The sequence below is a fragment of the Amycolatopsis minnesotensis genome, assembly GCF_039529815.1.
Taxonomy (GTDB): Bacteria; Actinomycetota; Actinomycetes; order Mycobacteriales; family Pseudonocardiaceae; genus Amycolatopsis; species Amycolatopsis minnesotensis.
In genome coordinates this window covers 1-14154 of the sequence record NZ_BAAANN010000060.1, presented here as the reverse complement: position 1 = coordinate 14154, position 14154 = coordinate 1, and the positions used below count along the sequence as shown (strand labels likewise).

General features: G+C 70.8%; 14 protein-coding genes. 10 read left to right on the top strand and 4 right to left on the bottom strand.

The features are described 5' to 3' along the window. Positions 1-51: 51 nt before the first annotated feature. Together ABD256_RS41210 and ABD256_RS41205 are read right to left on the bottom strand one after the other, a co-directional pair. Positions 52-1116, bottom strand: coding sequence for a chitinase (locus ABD256_RS41210; protein WP_344431348.1), 1065 nt, complete (start codon positions 1114-1116; stop codon positions 52-54). Between the two features lie 257 nt (positions 1117-1373). Then, positions 1374-1775 carry a DoxX family protein gene (locus ABD256_RS41205; RefSeq protein ID WP_344431385.1) on the bottom strand — a complete coding sequence of 134 codons (402 nt, stop codon included), beginning with the start codon at positions 1773-1775 and terminating at the stop codon, positions 1374-1376. 235 nt (positions 1776-2010) lie between these two features. Between ABD256_RS41205 and ABD256_RS41200 the strand changes: the two genes are divergently transcribed. The 3 genes from ABD256_RS41200 (at position 2011) to ABD256_RS41190 (ending at position 4064) form a co-directional block, all read left to right on the top strand. Further along, positions 2011-2256, top strand: coding sequence for a hypothetical protein (locus tag ABD256_RS41200; RefSeq protein WP_344431346.1), 246 nt, complete (start codon positions 2011-2013; stop codon positions 2254-2256). A 308-nt stretch (positions 2257-2564) separates the two neighbouring features. Further along, a complete protein-coding gene (locus ABD256_RS41195; RefSeq protein ID WP_344431344.1) occupies positions 2565-3209 on the top strand; it encodes a papain-like cysteine protease family protein in 645 nt (214 codons plus the stop codon). Positions 3210-3254: 45 nt separating this feature from the next. Further along, positions 3255-4064 carry a hypothetical protein gene (locus ABD256_RS41190; protein ID WP_344431383.1) on the top strand — a complete coding sequence of 270 codons (810 nt, stop codon included), beginning with the start codon at positions 3255-3257 and terminating at the stop codon, positions 4062-4064. Here the strand turns inward: ABD256_RS41190 and ABD256_RS41185 are convergent. Then, the gene (locus tag ABD256_RS41185; protein WP_344431343.1) at positions 4010-4981 is read right to left on the bottom strand and encodes an XRE family transcriptional regulator; all 972 of its coding nucleotides are present in this window, start codon (positions 4979-4981) and stop codon (positions 4010-4012) included. The two genes, ABD256_RS41190 and ABD256_RS41185, sit on opposite strands and share 55 nt — an antisense overlap. 145 nt (positions 4982-5126) lie before the next feature. Here ABD256_RS41185 and ABD256_RS41180 point away from each other — a divergent pair, with 145 nt between their 5' ends. The 6 genes from ABD256_RS41180 (at position 5127) to ABD256_RS41155 (ending at position 11965) form a co-directional block, all read left to right on the top strand. Beyond that, a complete protein-coding gene (locus ABD256_RS41180; RefSeq protein WP_344431342.1) occupies positions 5127-5723 on the top strand; it encodes an HAD family acid phosphatase in 597 nt (198 codons plus the stop codon). A 125-nt stretch (positions 5724-5848) separates the two neighbouring features. Then, positions 5849-6661 carry an ABC transporter ATP-binding protein gene (locus ABD256_RS41175; RefSeq protein WP_344431340.1) on the top strand — a complete coding sequence of 271 codons (813 nt, stop codon included), beginning with the start codon at positions 5849-5851 and terminating at the stop codon, positions 6659-6661. Then, positions 6658-9219: an FtsX-like permease family protein gene (locus ABD256_RS41170; RefSeq protein WP_344431338.1), complete on the top strand. Its 2562-nt coding sequence runs from the start codon at positions 6658-6660 to the stop codon at positions 9217-9219. Before ABD256_RS41175 ends, ABD256_RS41170 begins: the two co-directional genes overlap by 4 nt. Before the next feature lie 141 nt (positions 9220-9360). Continuing rightward, entirely contained in the window at positions 9361-9600 is a 240-nt protein-coding gene (locus tag ABD256_RS41165; protein WP_344431337.1) for a hypothetical protein, read from the top strand. A 59-nt stretch (positions 9601-9659) separates the two neighbouring features. Beyond that, positions 9660-11282, top strand: coding sequence for a sensor histidine kinase (locus ABD256_RS41160; RefSeq protein ID WP_344431335.1), 1623 nt, complete (start codon positions 9660-9662; stop codon positions 11280-11282). After that, complete coding sequence (locus ABD256_RS41155) at positions 11279-11965, top strand: response regulator (protein ID WP_344431333.1); 687 nt, start codon at positions 11279-11281, stop codon at positions 11963-11965. The genes ABD256_RS41160 and ABD256_RS41155 overlap by 4 nt, the downstream gene beginning before the upstream one ends. A 126-nt stretch (positions 11966-12091) precedes the next feature. Here the strand turns inward: ABD256_RS41155 and ABD256_RS41150 are convergent, their stop codons facing one another. Beyond that, positions 12092-13306 carry an alpha/beta hydrolase gene (locus tag ABD256_RS41150; RefSeq protein ID WP_344431331.1) on the bottom strand — a complete coding sequence of 405 codons (1215 nt, stop codon included), beginning with the start codon at positions 13304-13306 and terminating at the stop codon, positions 12092-12094. Positions 13307-13536: 230 nt separating this feature from the next. On the opposite strand from ABD256_RS41150, the gene ABD256_RS41145 reads away from it, so the two are divergent. After that, entirely contained in the window at positions 13537-14037 is a 501-nt protein-coding gene (locus ABD256_RS41145) for a MarR family winged helix-turn-helix transcriptional regulator (RefSeq protein WP_344431329.1), read from the top strand. Positions 14038-14154: the final 117 nt, after the last annotated feature.

Genomic DNA, 14154 nt, shown 5'->3' with positions numbered 1-14154 from the left:
GGCGCCCCCTCAGTGATGAGGGGGCGCCCGTTTCACCCAAAGCCCTGCCGGTCAGCGGCCCTGGAGTGACTTCACGTTGTTCCCGAAGGTCCAGCCCTTCGAGCCGTCCCAGTTGAGCGACCACGTCATCAGGCCCTTGAGCCCGCCGGAGAACGCGTTCCACGCCTGCGAAACGAGGCCCGGCGACATGTAGCCACCACCGGCACCCGGCTGCGCGGGCAGACCGGGGACCTGCTTGTCGAGCGGCACCTTGATCGTGGTGCCCTGCACGACGAGACCCTTGTCGAGGCACTTCGTCTGCGCGGTGAAGCCCTGCACGGTACCGGCCTGGTACGAATCGCCGGCACAGCCGTACATGCTGCCGTTGTAGTACTGCATGTTCAGCCACCAGAGCCTGCCGTTGTCGGCGTACTTCTTGACGATCGGCAGGTAGGCGCCCCAGATCGAGCCGTAGGTGACGCTGCCACCGGTGACGTAGGCCGTTTCGGGCGCCATGGTGAGGCCGAAGTTCGGCGGCATCTGGCCGAGCACGCCGTCGATGATCCGGACGAGATTGGCCTGCGACGCCGAAAGCGAGTTGATGTTGCCGCTGCCGGTGAGGCCGGTTTCGATGTCGATGTCGATCCCGTCGAAGTTGTACGCCTTGAGGATCGGCACGATCGTGGCGACGAACCGGTCGGCCACCGAGGACGAGTTGAGGTCGATCCCCGCGGTCGCGCCGCCGATCGACATCAGGATCGTCGCGCCCGCCGCCTTCGCCTGGCACATCTCGGCGGGGGTGGCGACCTTCACGGTCGCGTCCATCCCGTCCTCCCACAGCACGGTGCCGTCGTTGCGGATCACCGGGAACGCGGCGTTGAGGACGTTGTGGCCGTGCTGCGCGATCCGCGCGTCGGTGATCGGGATCCAGCCCAGCGGCGGGTGCACGCCGTTCGCGGCGCCGTCCCAGTTTTCCCAGTACCCCTGCAGGACCTTGCCCGACGGCTTCGACTTCACCGCGCAGGTCTCCGCGGGCGGCGCCGCGCTCGCCGGGCTCGGCGCGAGCGGTGAAAGTGGTGACAGCGCAAGGCCCGCGGCCATGGCGATTCCGAGCGTGCGGGTCAACCGACCGAGCATGACAAGCTCCCATCTCGACGCTGGGATGAAAGGAACAAAACGCGGCCGTCCGGCTCAAGGTAGCCGCGGACGGCTGGTCGCCACTACCTACTAAAGGGTGGTCTAGACCAGATGGCGCTCAGGCCGGTGGGTGGTGCGGGATGCCGCGGACGGTGTGGTCGGCGTAGCCGAGTGCCTCGTCGACGAGCGCGGAAAGGTGGTCGCTGGTGATCCGGTAGTACATCCGGCGTACGAAACGGTGGACGACGAAACCCCGATCAGGTCCGGCGCGAAGTCAACCGGGCATCCACGCTGAACCGCTCCGCCCCCACGAAGGCCCACCACCCCAGCAGCCCGATCAACAGCCACTCGGGCTGGTAGAAGAGGTTGCTCAGGAACGAAATGGGCGCCGGGTGCTTCTCCAGCAGCGGCGGGGCGATCGTGGTGACCAGTGCACCCACCATCACCAGCGCCAGTACGAGCGCGGACACGCGGGTGCCGACGCCGATCGCGAGTGCGACGCCGCCGAGTAGTTCGAGGACCGCGACTACGGGGGCGAGCACGTCGGCGAACGGGATGCCGGACGCGCGGAACGTCGCGGCGAACGCGTCGGAGTCGGCGAGTTTGCCCACTGCTCCGCTGGTGAACATGAAGCCGACGGTGACGCGCAGGACCAGCATCGGCACCCAGCCGAACCCACGAAGCGAACGAAGCGACTGAAGCGACTGAAGCGAACAAAACGAACGGAGCGAACGAAAAAAGCGCATGAAGGATCTCCGGAAAGAGCGAAGGGACGTCGGGCGAAGAGAGCCGACGGCCTAAATCCGGAGAACCGAGTGGAAGACGGGTTTCACCGCGTGCGCGGGCGGCCGGACCGGCGGCAGCCGGGGCACCTCGTGCGTGGCCGGTGGTGACATGATCCCGAAAACGGGTGCCACCGGGGGAGCGGTCGTAGTCTGGAGCGGTTCCCGGTCCGCGGCACGCACGGTCGCCGAACAGTCCGAAATGGATGGTGAAACCGCGATCCCGTCCGGCGGCGCGGCGGCGGAGCTGTGCGTGCAGGCGGGTAGCCCCACCGCGATGGCGAGCGCGCAGAGCACCGCGGCGATCGTGGCCACGGCGCTGTTCACCGGCGAGGAGGCGCGCACCAGGCCACGGTAGCCGTCGCGACCGGCGGGCGGCGACCGCGAGTGCGCGCGTTCACACCGTGTGAATGCGCGGTGAATGTTTCCCGCACGGGCGAGGCCGCGCCGGTGAACCTGCTGCTCGGCAGGGAAGAACGAGGTGAACGCTCACACTCCGGCGCCGGTCCCTACCGTCGGCCGTTGTCACGGGGGACGGTGCCGCGCACCGTACCGGAGAGCTGGGCAACTCCGCCCGGCGACCGGCACACGTCCGTGCCGCCCCTCCCGGCAAAGGAGAGCTCCGTGGACCGCACATCCACTCGGCGGAGTGTTCGCATTTCGCTCATGGCAAGCGCCGCCGCCGTCGCTTGTCTCGCGCTGTCGCCGTCCGCCACCGCGGCGACCGGCGACGAGCACGGCCTGCCGAACGGTCTCATCCAGACCCAGACGCACACCCAGGTCCGTGAGATCGCCCCGATCCGGGCCGCCGCTTCGACCGCGTCCGCGCGCGTTTCGGGCCAGCTGAACTACAGCCAGCAGGTTCAGCAGCAGAACCAGTGGTGCTGGGCCGCCGACGGTTCGAGCATCGAGCAGTCGCTCGGCGGCAGCGCGAACCAGACGCAGTTCTGCGCGGCGGGCAAGGGCGGTTCCGGCGGGTACTGCCCGAACCAGGCGGCGCAGATCTACGAGATCGTCCGCGGCTTCCAGGGCACCGGTTTCCGCGCGCAGGACGCGAACGGCCCGATCAGCTTCGCCTCGGTCAAGAGCCAGATCGACAGCGGCATCCCCAACCTGACCGGGATCTACTGGACCCAGGGCGGCGGGCACGCCGAGGTGATCTACGGCTACGACTCGTCGAACCAGTCGATCATGATCGGCGACCCGTGGCCGACCTACCAGCGCTACCAGACCTGGAGCTACAGCCAGTACGCCGGAAACAACGGCCAGTTCCGGTGGAACGACACTATCGTGAACATCGCGAAGGGATAGCCGGAACCCATGGGCTGGATCTGCCGGAAGGTGGCTTCGTTGTTCGTGCCACTGCTGTTCGTGACCGCGTTCGCCGCCCCGTCGGCGTTCGGTGACCAGGGCGGTGTCGTGCCGCCGGCCCCGCCGTCACCGGCGGACGTCGACGCCGCGGTGCACGCCGCCGCGACACCGCAGGCGATCAGTTTCGCGAAGACCAACTTCCGGCAGGTCAACCACATCGACCCGGACCGCGTTTCGGTCGCGGGCCGTGGCACGCCGGTCTACGTGCTGAACCCCGACTTCGTGCGCGGTCGGACCGGCGTGCCGGCGGGTGTGCTGCAGTACATCGCGGTGACCGCGACCGCGCCCGGCGGCGAGGTCACGACACTGCGGTCCACCCCGGAAAAGCCGGGCGCGTGGACGGTCGCCAGCGCGATCTCCGGCAACGACGAAGAGGTGCTGAGCAAACGCTTGCGCCCGGGATCGGTGCTGCTCAACGAACCCCAGATCAACGGGTGGTACGAGCTGACCTCCACCGGCGTGGTGCTGTTGCAGGCGAGCCTGCCGCAGTCACCGGTCGGCGGGTTCCTGTCGCTCGCGGACTACCAGGGCCAGGTGCACACGCGCTACGCGGACAAGATGCCGGGCTCGGACTACCAGAAGAACGGTGGTATCGGGTTCAAGCAGAACGTGGACACCCCGGCCGCCCCCTCGACGGACGACGGCACTTCGCCGTTGCTCGTGGCCGGGATCGCCGGTGCCGCGGTGCTGGTCGCGCTCGGCGGGGCGCTGGCACTGCGGCACCGCGCGAAGCAGCGCGCTCAGTCCCAGAGGAAGTCGACGCCGGCCAGCCCTGGCCCGATGGTGTCGAAGTAGGCGCTGACCACGCCGTCGCGCCCGCACAGGAGGGGCTCGCTCAGCAGCGGGTCGAGCCCCTCGCGCGCGCGGACGACCCTGGTGCAGCGCACCGGCAGCGCGGTGGGGTCGAAGTGCAGGTGGATGAGGTACACCGACATCCTGGCCCGCACGGTGCGGAAGAAGGTCGACGACGGCACCGGGTTCGCGGTGGTCAGCCGGAAGCTGAACACGTGCACGTCGCCCTCGCCGAGCCGCCGGTCGAACAGCAGCTCGAAGACCATGCCCGCGGACGACCGCCGCTTGCGCACCCGGCCGATGCGGCACCCTTCGACGGCGTGCAGCTCGGTGGCCTCGATGTCGACCTCGGGCTCGCCCTGATGGGTCACCACGAAACTGTCCGGGCCGTGCCCGCGGGCGCGAACCACCATCGTGGAGCCGACCTCGTAGACGTTGCCCCGGCCGGTCATCCGCACCGTGTCGAGCACGGTGACCACGTCGAGCCCGGCGTTGCACGGGTGGCCGGAAAGATCGGTGAACTCGTCGAGCAGCGCGCTCGTCTCGGCCCAGCTCTGGCTCAGCTCGGGGATGGACGGCTGCCGTTCGTCGGCTTCCGCGGCGCGCTGCTGGGGTCCGATCAGCACGACCAGGCTGTCGCCGGGCAGCCGCAGGACGTGTTCGAGCGCGCGGACCGCGGCGAGCGACCGGGGCACCGACGGATGGCGGAGCCCGCGCTGCCAGTAGCTCAGCGTCGACTCCGCGATCGCGACGCCTTGGGTGTTCAGCCGCGCCCGCAGCCGTGAGAGCGGGAGGCCGCGCTGGGTGATGGCCTCGGCGAGCGCGCGGTGGAACGGGCCGTAGCGCAGTGCGTGGACCAGCGCCGGGGCGAGTGCTCTCGGCGGGTCCGTCTCGACGAGTTGGTGTGCTTCGCGCTGCATGGGACACCTCGTAAGGCCGCATGGATCCCCGCCGCCGTGCGGCGGAGGTCAAAAGCATGCGTAGCGCGTGCGTGTACCGCAACCTTCTAACGTCGGGTGCGGTGAGTTCTTCCCGTTCCGGCGCGGTCACCTTACGCTGTTATACGTGAAGCCTATTCGCGTAAAGCTCGCCGTCCTGCCCGTGCTGGCCCTGCTGGGCGCGCTCGTCGCGGGTGCGCCCGCCGCGTCGGCGCAGCCCGCCCCGGTGCGCGCCGAACCCTCGTACCAGACCTGGATCGCCGATATCGAAAAGGTCACCGGCCCGGCCAACACCTACCTCGACGAACGGCTCGCCAAGCCGGGCGGCAAGCCCGCGCTCGTGTTCGACATCGACAACACCACCCTGGAAACCCACTACCACTTCGACCTGGTGACGATTCCCGCGATTCCGCCGATGCTGGCGCTCGCGAAGCGGGCGAAGGAGCACGGCGCCGCCATCTTCTTCGTCACCGGCAGGCCGGACATCCTGCGCGATCTCACCGCGAGCAACCTGGCGCGGGTCGGCTACCCCGTCGACGGGCTCTTCCTCCGGCCGACGCTGAGCACCGAACCGCTCAACGTGCCCAAGACCCGTTCGCGCGCGGAGATCGAGAAGAACGGCTACACGATCGTCGCGAACCTCGGCAACAGCGCCACCGATCTCGTCGGCGGGCACGCCGAGCGGACCTTCAAGCTGCCCGACTACGACGGCCTGCTGGACTGACCCGATCGGTCGTGGTGGTGCTGGCTACACCATGAACAGGCATGCCCGCGCGGTCGAGCGGACCCCCTTTCCGAACCTACGTTTGTCGTGCCCACAGAGGTGGGGCAGGCGTGGTGGAAAGGGAAATGATGAGGACACAGGGGCGGACGGCGGACCGGGCCGAGACGAGTCCACAGGTGAGTCCACAGGTGAGTCCACAGCGGACTCACGGGACCTACGCGCTCGCACTGGAGTCGGTGCGCAAGGTGTACGGCTCCGGCGACGGCGCGATCACCGCGCTCGACGGGGTCACCGCCGGCCTGCGCCGCGGCAGCTTCACCGCGGTGATGGGGCCGTCCGGTTCGGGCAAGAGCACGTTCCTGCACTGCGCGGCCGGCCTCGACCGGCCGACTTCGGGGCGGGTGCTGCTCGGCGGCACCGAGCTGTCCGGGCTGAGCGAAACCCGGCTCACCGAGCTGCGCAGGCAGCGGATCGGGTTCGTCTTCCAGGCCTACAACCTGTTGCCATCGCTGACCGTCGAGCAGAACATCACGCTGCCGTTGCGGCTCGCCGGGCAGCGGGCGGATCGGGGCTGGCTGCGCGAGGTCGCCGAACGGGTCGGCATCGCGGCGAAGCTGGGCGGGCGGCCTGCCGAGCTGTCCGGTGGCCAGCAGCAGCGGGTGGCGATCGCCCGCGCGCTGGTCACCAAGCCCGAGGTGCTGCTGGCCGACGAGCCGACCGGCGCGCTGGACACCCGCACCGGGCGGCAGGTGCTGGAACTGCTGCGCGGGCTCGTCGATTCGACGGGCCAGACGGTGCTGATGGTGACCCACGACCCGGTCGCCGCGTCGTACGCGCACAGCGTGCTGTTCCTCGCCGACGGGCGGTTCGCCGGTGAGCTGAGCGCGCCGACGCCGGACAAGGTCGCCGAGCGCATGACCCACCTCGGGGAGTGGTGAGCGTGCGCGACCTCGCCTGGCAGACGATCAAGGCGCGCAAGGCCGGGTTCGTCGGCGCGTTCCTCGCGGTGCTGTGCGGTACCGCCGTGGTCGCCGCGTGCGGAATGCTGATGGAGTCGGGAATCAGCTCGGGGGTGCCGACGCAGCGCTACGCGGCCGCGTCCGTCGTGGCAGGCGGCAACCAGACGGTGAAACCACCCGGCTCCGAAGCCCTCGAATCCCAGCAGGTGACCGAACAGCCTCCGCTGGCGGCCTCGGCCGCGAACCGGATCGCGGGTGTGCCGGGGGTGCGCGCGGCGATCGGGGAGGTGACCTTCCCGGCGAACGTGGTCACCGGGAGCGGCCCGCTGACCGGGCCCGGGGGAACGCCGTCGCTCGGCCACAACTGGGCTTCCTCGGAACTGGCGCCGTTCGCGTTGCGGGCCGGTGCGCCGCCCTCGGCGCCGGACGAGGTCGTGCTCGACGCCGAACTGGCGCGCCGGGCCGGGGTTTCCGTCGGCGCGCGCGTCCGCCTCGCGACCACGGGCGGCCCTGCGCCGTTCCGGGTGTCCGGGATCGCGGCACCGCCTGGCGCGGACGGGTTTTCGCGGCAGTCCGCGGTGTTCTTCTCCGACGCTCGGGCGAACGAGCTGTTCGGCCGCCCCGGCCAGGTGAGCGCGATCGGGGTGCTCGCCGCCGACAGGACGGACGCGGGCGACCTCGCCGACCGGATCGAGGAAACCCTTGGCGCCGAACAGGTTTCGGTGACCACCGGGGTGGACCGGAGCACGGTCGAGTTCCGCGACGTCGGGCAGACGCGCGGGATGCTGATCGCGATTTCCGGGTCCTTCGGCGGGACCGTGCTGATGGTGACGCTGTTCGTCGTGTCGGGCACGCTGGCGCTGGCCATCGAGCAGCGGCGCCGGGAGTTCGCGCTGCTGCGGGCGATCGCGGCCACCCCGAAGCAGATCCGCAAGCTCATCGGCGTCGAAACCACGCTGGTGGCCGCGATCGCGGCGGCGCTCGGCAGTGTCGCGGGCATCGCCGTCGCGCAGGGCCTGCGTGCCGCGTTCGCCGCGATCGGCGTGGTGCCGGCGGATTTCGCGCTGACGATCGGGCCGTTGCCGCTGGCCATCGCGTTCGTGCTCGGGCTCGGCGCGGCACGCGCCGGGGCGTGGACCGCGGGAAGGCGTCCGTCGAAGATCTCGCCCGTCGAAGCGCTCGGCGAAGCCTCGGTGGAACGGCGCGCGCTCGGCAAGGCGCGCGCCATCGCCGGCGGCGTGTTCCTCGCACTCGGCGTGGGGGCGTCCACGGTGCCGCTGTTCCTGCACAGCCAGATCGCGGGCGCGCTGAGCGGGGTCGCGGCGCTGCTGTTCGTCATCGGGCTCGCGCTGCTGGGGCCGAAGGTGGTCGCGCTGGCGGTGCGGGTGATCGCGGGCCCGCTGAGCAGGCTGTCCAGGGTCGGCGGTTACCTCGCCGCCGCGAACACCAGTGCCAACACGCGGCGCATGGCCGCCGCCGTCACGCCGCTGATGCTCGCGGTGGGGTTCGCGATCACGAACTTCTTCAGCCAGGCCACCACCACCGCCGCGGTGCAGGACGAAACCCGGCTGGCGACGACGGCCGACCACGTGCTCACCAGCAGCACCGGTCGGCTTTCGCCCGAAGTGGCCGAGGCGGCACGGCGAATCCCCGGAGTCGCGGCGGCGACCTCAGTGGTCCGTACCAATATCATCGTCGCGAAGGCCGAGGGGAACGGGAAGGCCGTCGAGAAGAAGCCGGTGCAGGGTGTCGACGGCGGTCAGGCGCGCGGTCCGCTCGATTTCGGTGCCGTCCAAGGGAATTTCGCCGATCTGCGCGGGGACGCGGTGGCGCTGAGCGCGTCGGAGGCGAGCTGGCTGGACAAGAAGATCGGCGACCGGGTCGACTTCCACTTCGGCGATGGCGCGCCGGCGAACCTGCGGCTCGTCGCCACCTACGAACGGGACTTCGCGTTCGGCGACTACGTGCTGCCCGCCGCGCTCGCCCGCGCGCACACCACCGACCGCATGGACAGCTCGGTGCTCGTCCGGTTGGCCCCCGGCGGTGACGCCGCGGCGCTGGGCGTGCTGGCCGAGCGGTACCCGGGCCTGGTGGTCAACGGCAGGGAAGCCGTGCGGGCGGCGGACCGGAGCGACGCGTCCATCCAGTTCTGGGTCAACCTGGTGGCCATCGGCGTGATACTGGCCTACATTGCGATCTCGGTCGGCAACACGCTGGTGATGACGACGGCGCAGCGGCGGCGCGAGTTCGCCCTGCTCCGGCTCGTCGGCACCACGCGGGGCCAGGTGCGGCGCATGATGCGGGCGGAGGCGTTCGTGGTGACCGGGATCGCGATCGTGGTCGGCTCCCTCATCCCGGTGCTGCCGCTGACGATGCTGAGCATCGGCTTCACCGGCACCCCGGTGCCGTCCGGGCCGGTCGCGGTGTACCTCGGCATCATCGGCGCGGCGGCGCTGCTGGGCCTGCTTTCGCTCGCCATACCCACCCGGCTCGGCCTCCGCGCCCGTCCCATCGACGCCATCGGCCTGCGCGAGTAGCGCGCCGTATGCCTTTCGGGGTAGCCCGCTCGGCGGAGGCCGGGCGGGATATCCGCGACCGGGGACGGTCGTGCCCAGCGCCGCTCGTGCGGTTGCCTTCTCCGGGACGGTTTCGGTTTCGGAGATGCGGAGGAGCGTGCGATGGGGGCGAGGCGAGCGCGGAAACCGCCACGGGGAGGGACGCGGCGGGTCTTCGCCGTACTCGTGGTCGCCGCGCTCGCCGCCGGGTGCACGGGCGCGGGGGCGCAGCAGCCGGGGCCGGGCAGCCCGCAGGCCCGCTTCTACCGGCAGGTCGTGAAATGGGACCTGTGTGAGGAGTTCCTGTGCGCGCGGCTCACCGTGCCGATCGGCCTCGCCCCACCGGCCGGTACGAGCAGGTGAGACCGGTTCGTGTGATGCTTTCCGCGGCGGGAGAAGCGGACGGGCGGGAGCGGCGGGACATGCGGCAGAAGCTGGCGCGGTGGCGACGGCCCGGCGCGGGCTTCGCGGTGGCCGTCGACGTCGTCCTCATCGCGTTCGTGGCCGTGCTGACCCTCGCACTGGCCGATCTCGTCCCGTCGTGGGGCTGGCCCGGTGTGCTGGAATCGACCGCGCCCGTGCTGACCGGGGTGCTCGCCTGCGCCGCGGTGCTGATCGGGCTCCGGCGCGTCTGGCCGGTGGCCGCGCTGCTCGGCGCGGCCGTGCTGTTCGGCCTGTTCCCCGCGACCGGTGCCGCGTGCGCCGCGGTCGCCTACGGCGCGGGCGGGCGGCTGCGCACCACGGGCCGCCGGTGGGCGGTGTTCGGCCCCGCCGCGCTGATCCCGGTCGCGGTCGTGCTGCTCACCCAGCCCGCGTTCCGGTGGAAGTACGTCGTGGTGGTGATCGCCATTTCGACGATCATCTGCATGGCGGTGCCGGGACTCGTCGGCACCGTGCAGACGCAGCAGGCGAGGCTCTTCGTCGCGCTGGGCGAGCGCGCCGAATTCCTCGCGCAGGCAAGGCATTTCGCGCGGTCGGAAGCACGGCTCGAAGAGCGGTCGCGGATCGCTGGTGAGATGCACGACCAGCTCGGCCACCGGCTCAGCCTCATCTCGGTGTACTGCGGCGCGCTCGAAGTGGCCGCGAAGGGCCAGGAACCGAAGCTCTACGAGGCCGCGCACCAGGTCCGGTCGACCGCGAGGACCGCGCTCGACGAGCTGCGCCACTCGCTCGGCGCGCTGCGGCCCGACGCCGAACCGGCCGACTCGGAGGAGGCGACCGGCACCGAAGCGGACGTGGCGCGGCTCGTGGAATCCTCGCGGGCCGGCGGAATCGACGTCACGCTCGACTGGCGGGGCCCCGATCTCGCCGCCGCCCCGCCACCGCTGCGCCGCGCGGTGCACCGCGTGGTGCGCGAGGCGCTGACCAACGTGCACAAGCACGCGGCGGCCGCGCCGGTGACGGTCACCGTCGACCACGGTGACCGGGTGCTGGTCGAGGTGCGCAACGGCCCCGAGCCCTCCGGCGCCGCACCGGACCGGTTGCCCGGCACCGGCCGCGGCCTGGTGGCGCTCCAGGAACGGGCGCGCCTGCTCGGCGGGAAGCTCACCGCGGGCGCGGAGGACGGCGGCGACTTCGTCGTGTCGATGTCGTTGCCGACCACCGCGCTCCCGGTGCACGAACCGTCCAGTGTGGACACCCCGGTGGCCGCGGACGAGCCCGTCGCGGTGGGACGGCCGGTCGCCGGGCTCGTCTCCGGGCTCATGCTGGGCACCGGGCTGGCGGCGGTGGACGCGCTGCTGCTGATGACGCTCGCGTTCGTGCCGCCGCTCGCCCCGGTGGACAGCGAGGACCCGCTGGCCAGCGTCCAGCTCGGCATGACGCCCAACGAGGTCGAGGAATGGTTCGGCCCCAACGAGCCCGTCGCGGAGATCGCCGCCGGCGGCCACGAGCCGCCACGACCCGACGGCACCGAATGCGCCTACGTTTCGGCCGACGACTCGCCCGACGCGGCCGTCGCGGCGGTGTTCCGGTTCTGCTTCGGCGAAGACGGGCTCGCGGAGAAGACCGTGTTCGAGATCGGCCTTCCGGGGCGCCCGGAATGACCCCGATCCGGGTACTGCTCGCCGATGACGAACCCCTGCTGCGCGCCGGGGTCGCGCTGCTGCTGAGCCAAGCCGACGACATCGAGGTGGTGGCCGAAGCGGGCGACGGAGCGGAGGCGGTCGAGGCGGTCCGGCGACAGCGGATCGACGTCGCGCTGCTCGACATCAGGATGCCGAAGGTGGACGGGCTCGCCGCGCTGGAGGAGATCGCCGCGGTCGCCCCGGAAGTGCGGGTGATCGTGCTGACCACGTTCGGGGACGACGCCTACGTGGCACGGGCGTTGCGGGCGGGCGCCGCCGGTTTCCTGCTCAAGGACGCCGAGCCGACGCAGATCCTGCACGCGGTGCGCGCCGCGACCGCGGGTGACGCCGTGCTTTCCCCGCGCGTGACCCGGCAGGTCATCGAGCGCAGTCTCGCCGCCGGTTCCGCGGGTTTCGCGGGTTCCGGCGGGGACGAGCGCGCCGCCCGTGCGCGGGAGCGCCTTCGCGCGCTGACCCACCGCGAACGCGAAGTGCTGGTGATGCTGGGCCACGGCATGGCGAACGCCGAGATCGGCAGGCGGCTCGACCTGTCCGCGGGCACGGTGAAGGTGCACGTGAGCCGGATTCTGGTGAAACTCCGCTGCGCGAACCGGGTGCAAGCCGCCATCCTCGCCAACGACGCGGGCCTTCTGGCGGAATAGGGCCTCCGCGGCCCGCTCAAATCCCCGAAGGACGCCTTCAGCGACCCAAGTGCGCACCTTCGCCGCGCTCACGCCCCGGTATCCACAGTGGCCGTCCACTGTGGATAATCCACGATGGACGAAAGATCACTGCTCGACCCCGGTCAGCGCGCCGTTCGTGCCGGTGTTCGGCAACGCCCACGGCTGCACGCCGCCGGTCCCGGCCACCGGCGGGTCCGGTGGCGGGTTCGGCGTCGCGCTCCGCTGTCCCAGCCAGCTCAGCACCGGGCCGAGCTGCGACTTCAGCGTGTTCACGTTGTGCCCCGCGTCGGGGATGGTCCAGGTGAACAGCTTCGTCGGGGAGACGAGCGCGGACTTGATCGTGTCGATGGCGGCGAGTTCGTCCGGCTCCCGCTGGCCCGCGATGGCGAGGATGTCGAGCGCGGGCGGGTTCTGGTGGAGCGTTCGGCTGACCGTGTTCGCGTCCCCGATGTCCTTGCGGCCCTTGAACAGGTCGCCGCCGGTTTCCACCCCGGTCTGCGCCTTGTCGTAGCCGCTGATGCTGATCACGTTCGCGTACCACTGCGGGTGCCGCGCCGCGAGGTTCATCGCGCAGTAGCCGCCGGAGGACCAGCCGACCAGCGACCACGCGCGCCGTTCCGGGGACACGCGGAGGGTTTGCACGGCCCACTGCCGGACGTCGGCGGACAGGTAGGTGTCGTTGGCGCCGCCGTTGACCGCGTCGACGCACTGGGAGTCGTGGTTGATCCGGGGCTGGCCGCTGGGGTCGGGGATGATCACGACCGACGGCGGCAGCTTGCCCTTGCTGATCGCGGCGTCGAGCGCCTCGGGCAGCTTGTAGGTGTTGATCGCCACCTCCGGGCCGGACGGGTAGTTCGGGAACCATTCGACCACCGGGAAGAGCCGGTCCTGCCACGCCGGATCCGCGTAGGCGGCGGGGAAGTAGACGTTGACGTCGCGGTCGATCCCGGTGCGCTTGCCCTTCACCCGCATGTGCACGGTGGATCCCTTGCCCTGCAGCGCGCGCTGGTAGTTGGCCTCGGCGAGCCTGCCCAGCCCGGCGCCGTTGGCGCCGCCCTCGCCGTTGGTGCCCTCGCCGGGGTTCACCGAGGTCCCGATCAGCGAGCCGAGGGTGGGGAAGAACCCGCCGATCATGTTGAGCGCGAGCCCGCTCGACATCAGCACCAGCAGCACCGCGAGCACGGTGGACGCGCTGCGCAGCGTGCGCTTCCAGCGCCACTTGTCCCAGAACCACGGCACCGCGATGACGGCGAGCAACGCCAGTACCGAAACGATGATGAGGCCGAGTGAAGAATCCAGCCGAATACTGCTCGCGTGCATGTTTTTGAAGACGCCTCATGACAGGGCGAAGTTGTCACGAGTGAGCAGGCTTTCAGTTCTTTTCCGGACAACCCGCCCAGGTATCGCTGTGAGCCGGATCACTTGAGGGAGAAAAGGTCACCAGAAAGGAGCCGTTCGGGCAACTGATCGGGCATCTCGCCGCAGGGACGGGGGCCCGATCGCCGCACATCACCCAGGGGTGTCGTCGTGGTCTCGAACGGACGTTGTCCATGGCGTTGTGGCTGGACAGGGACGAGCCGAACCTGAAACTGTCCTGGTCCATGACGGCGACGAAGGTGAGCATCGATGATGCGCTGCGGGTAGTGATCGCGATGCACAGGCTGATGCGGAGCCTGCGGCGCAGCAGCAGCACCGGGTCGGTGCACCCGACCCAGCTCATCGTCCTCGCCCTGCTCGCGCAGCACGGCCCGATGCGGATCGGCGCGCTGGCCGAGCGCGTCCCGTGCTCCCAGCCGACGGCCACGACCGCGGTCGCCGGCCTGGAGGAGGCCGGGCTCGTCCAGCGCGAGCCCGACCCCAGCGACGGCCGCGCGACCCACGTCGTCGCCACTACGGCAGGCGAGGTGACCATGCGGTCGTTCGCGCACTCCGAAGCCAAGGCGCTCGCGGACAAGCTTTCGGAACTGCCCGCCGAGGACCTGCGGCTCCTGCTCGACGCGACCCCGGTGCTGGCCGCGCTCGCCGACCTCCCGGTGCGCGTCCAGCGCTGAGTCCCGGCTCAGCCGTTGTCGGCGCTGGTGTTCACTTCGCCGTTGACGCCCTTGGGGAAGAAGCCGCCGGAGGTGGCGGCCTTGGGGGTCAGGTAGACGATGTTGAGGACCTGTCCC

What these genes read in the sequence shown, in the direction of transcription:
- ABD256_RS41210 (WP_344431348.1), bottom strand. Translation starts at nt 1,116, where the DNA reads ATGCTCGGTCGGTTGACCCGCACGCTCGGAATCGCCATGGCCGCGGGC.
- ABD256_RS41205 (WP_344431385.1), bottom strand. Translation starts at nt 1,775, where the DNA reads ATGCTGGTCCTGCGCGTCACCGTCGGCTTCATGTTCACCAGCGGAGCA.
- ABD256_RS41200 (WP_344431346.1), top strand. Translation starts at nt 2,011, where the DNA reads ATGATCCCGAAAACGGGTGCCACCGGGGGAGCGGTCGTAGTCTGGAGC.
- ABD256_RS41195 (WP_344431344.1), top strand. Translation starts at nt 2,565, where the DNA reads ATGGCAAGCGCCGCCGCCGTCGCTTGTCTCGCGCTGTCGCCGTCCGCC.
- ABD256_RS41185 (WP_344431343.1), bottom strand. Translation starts at nt 4,981, where the DNA reads ATGCAGCGCGAAGCACACCAACTCGTCGAGACGGACCCGCCGAGAGCA.
- ABD256_RS41175 (WP_344431340.1), top strand. Translation starts at nt 5,849, where the DNA reads ATGATGAGGACACAGGGGCGGACGGCGGACCGGGCCGAGACGAGTCCA.
- ABD256_RS41165 (WP_344431337.1), top strand. Translation starts at nt 9,361, where the DNA reads ATGGGGGCGAGGCGAGCGCGGAAACCGCCACGGGGAGGGACGCGGCGG.
- ABD256_RS41160 (WP_344431335.1), top strand. Translation starts at nt 9,660, where the DNA reads ATGCGGCAGAAGCTGGCGCGGTGGCGACGGCCCGGCGCGGGCTTCGCG.
- ABD256_RS41155 (WP_344431333.1), top strand. Translation starts at nt 11,279, where the DNA reads ATGACCCCGATCCGGGTACTGCTCGCCGATGACGAACCCCTGCTGCGC.
- ABD256_RS41150 (WP_344431331.1), bottom strand. Translation starts at nt 13,306, where the DNA reads ATGCACGCGAGCAGTATTCGGCTGGATTCTTCACTCGGCCTCATCATC.
- ABD256_RS41145 (WP_344431329.1), top strand. Translation starts at nt 13,537, where the DNA reads ATGGCGTTGTGGCTGGACAGGGACGAGCCGAACCTGAAACTGTCCTGG.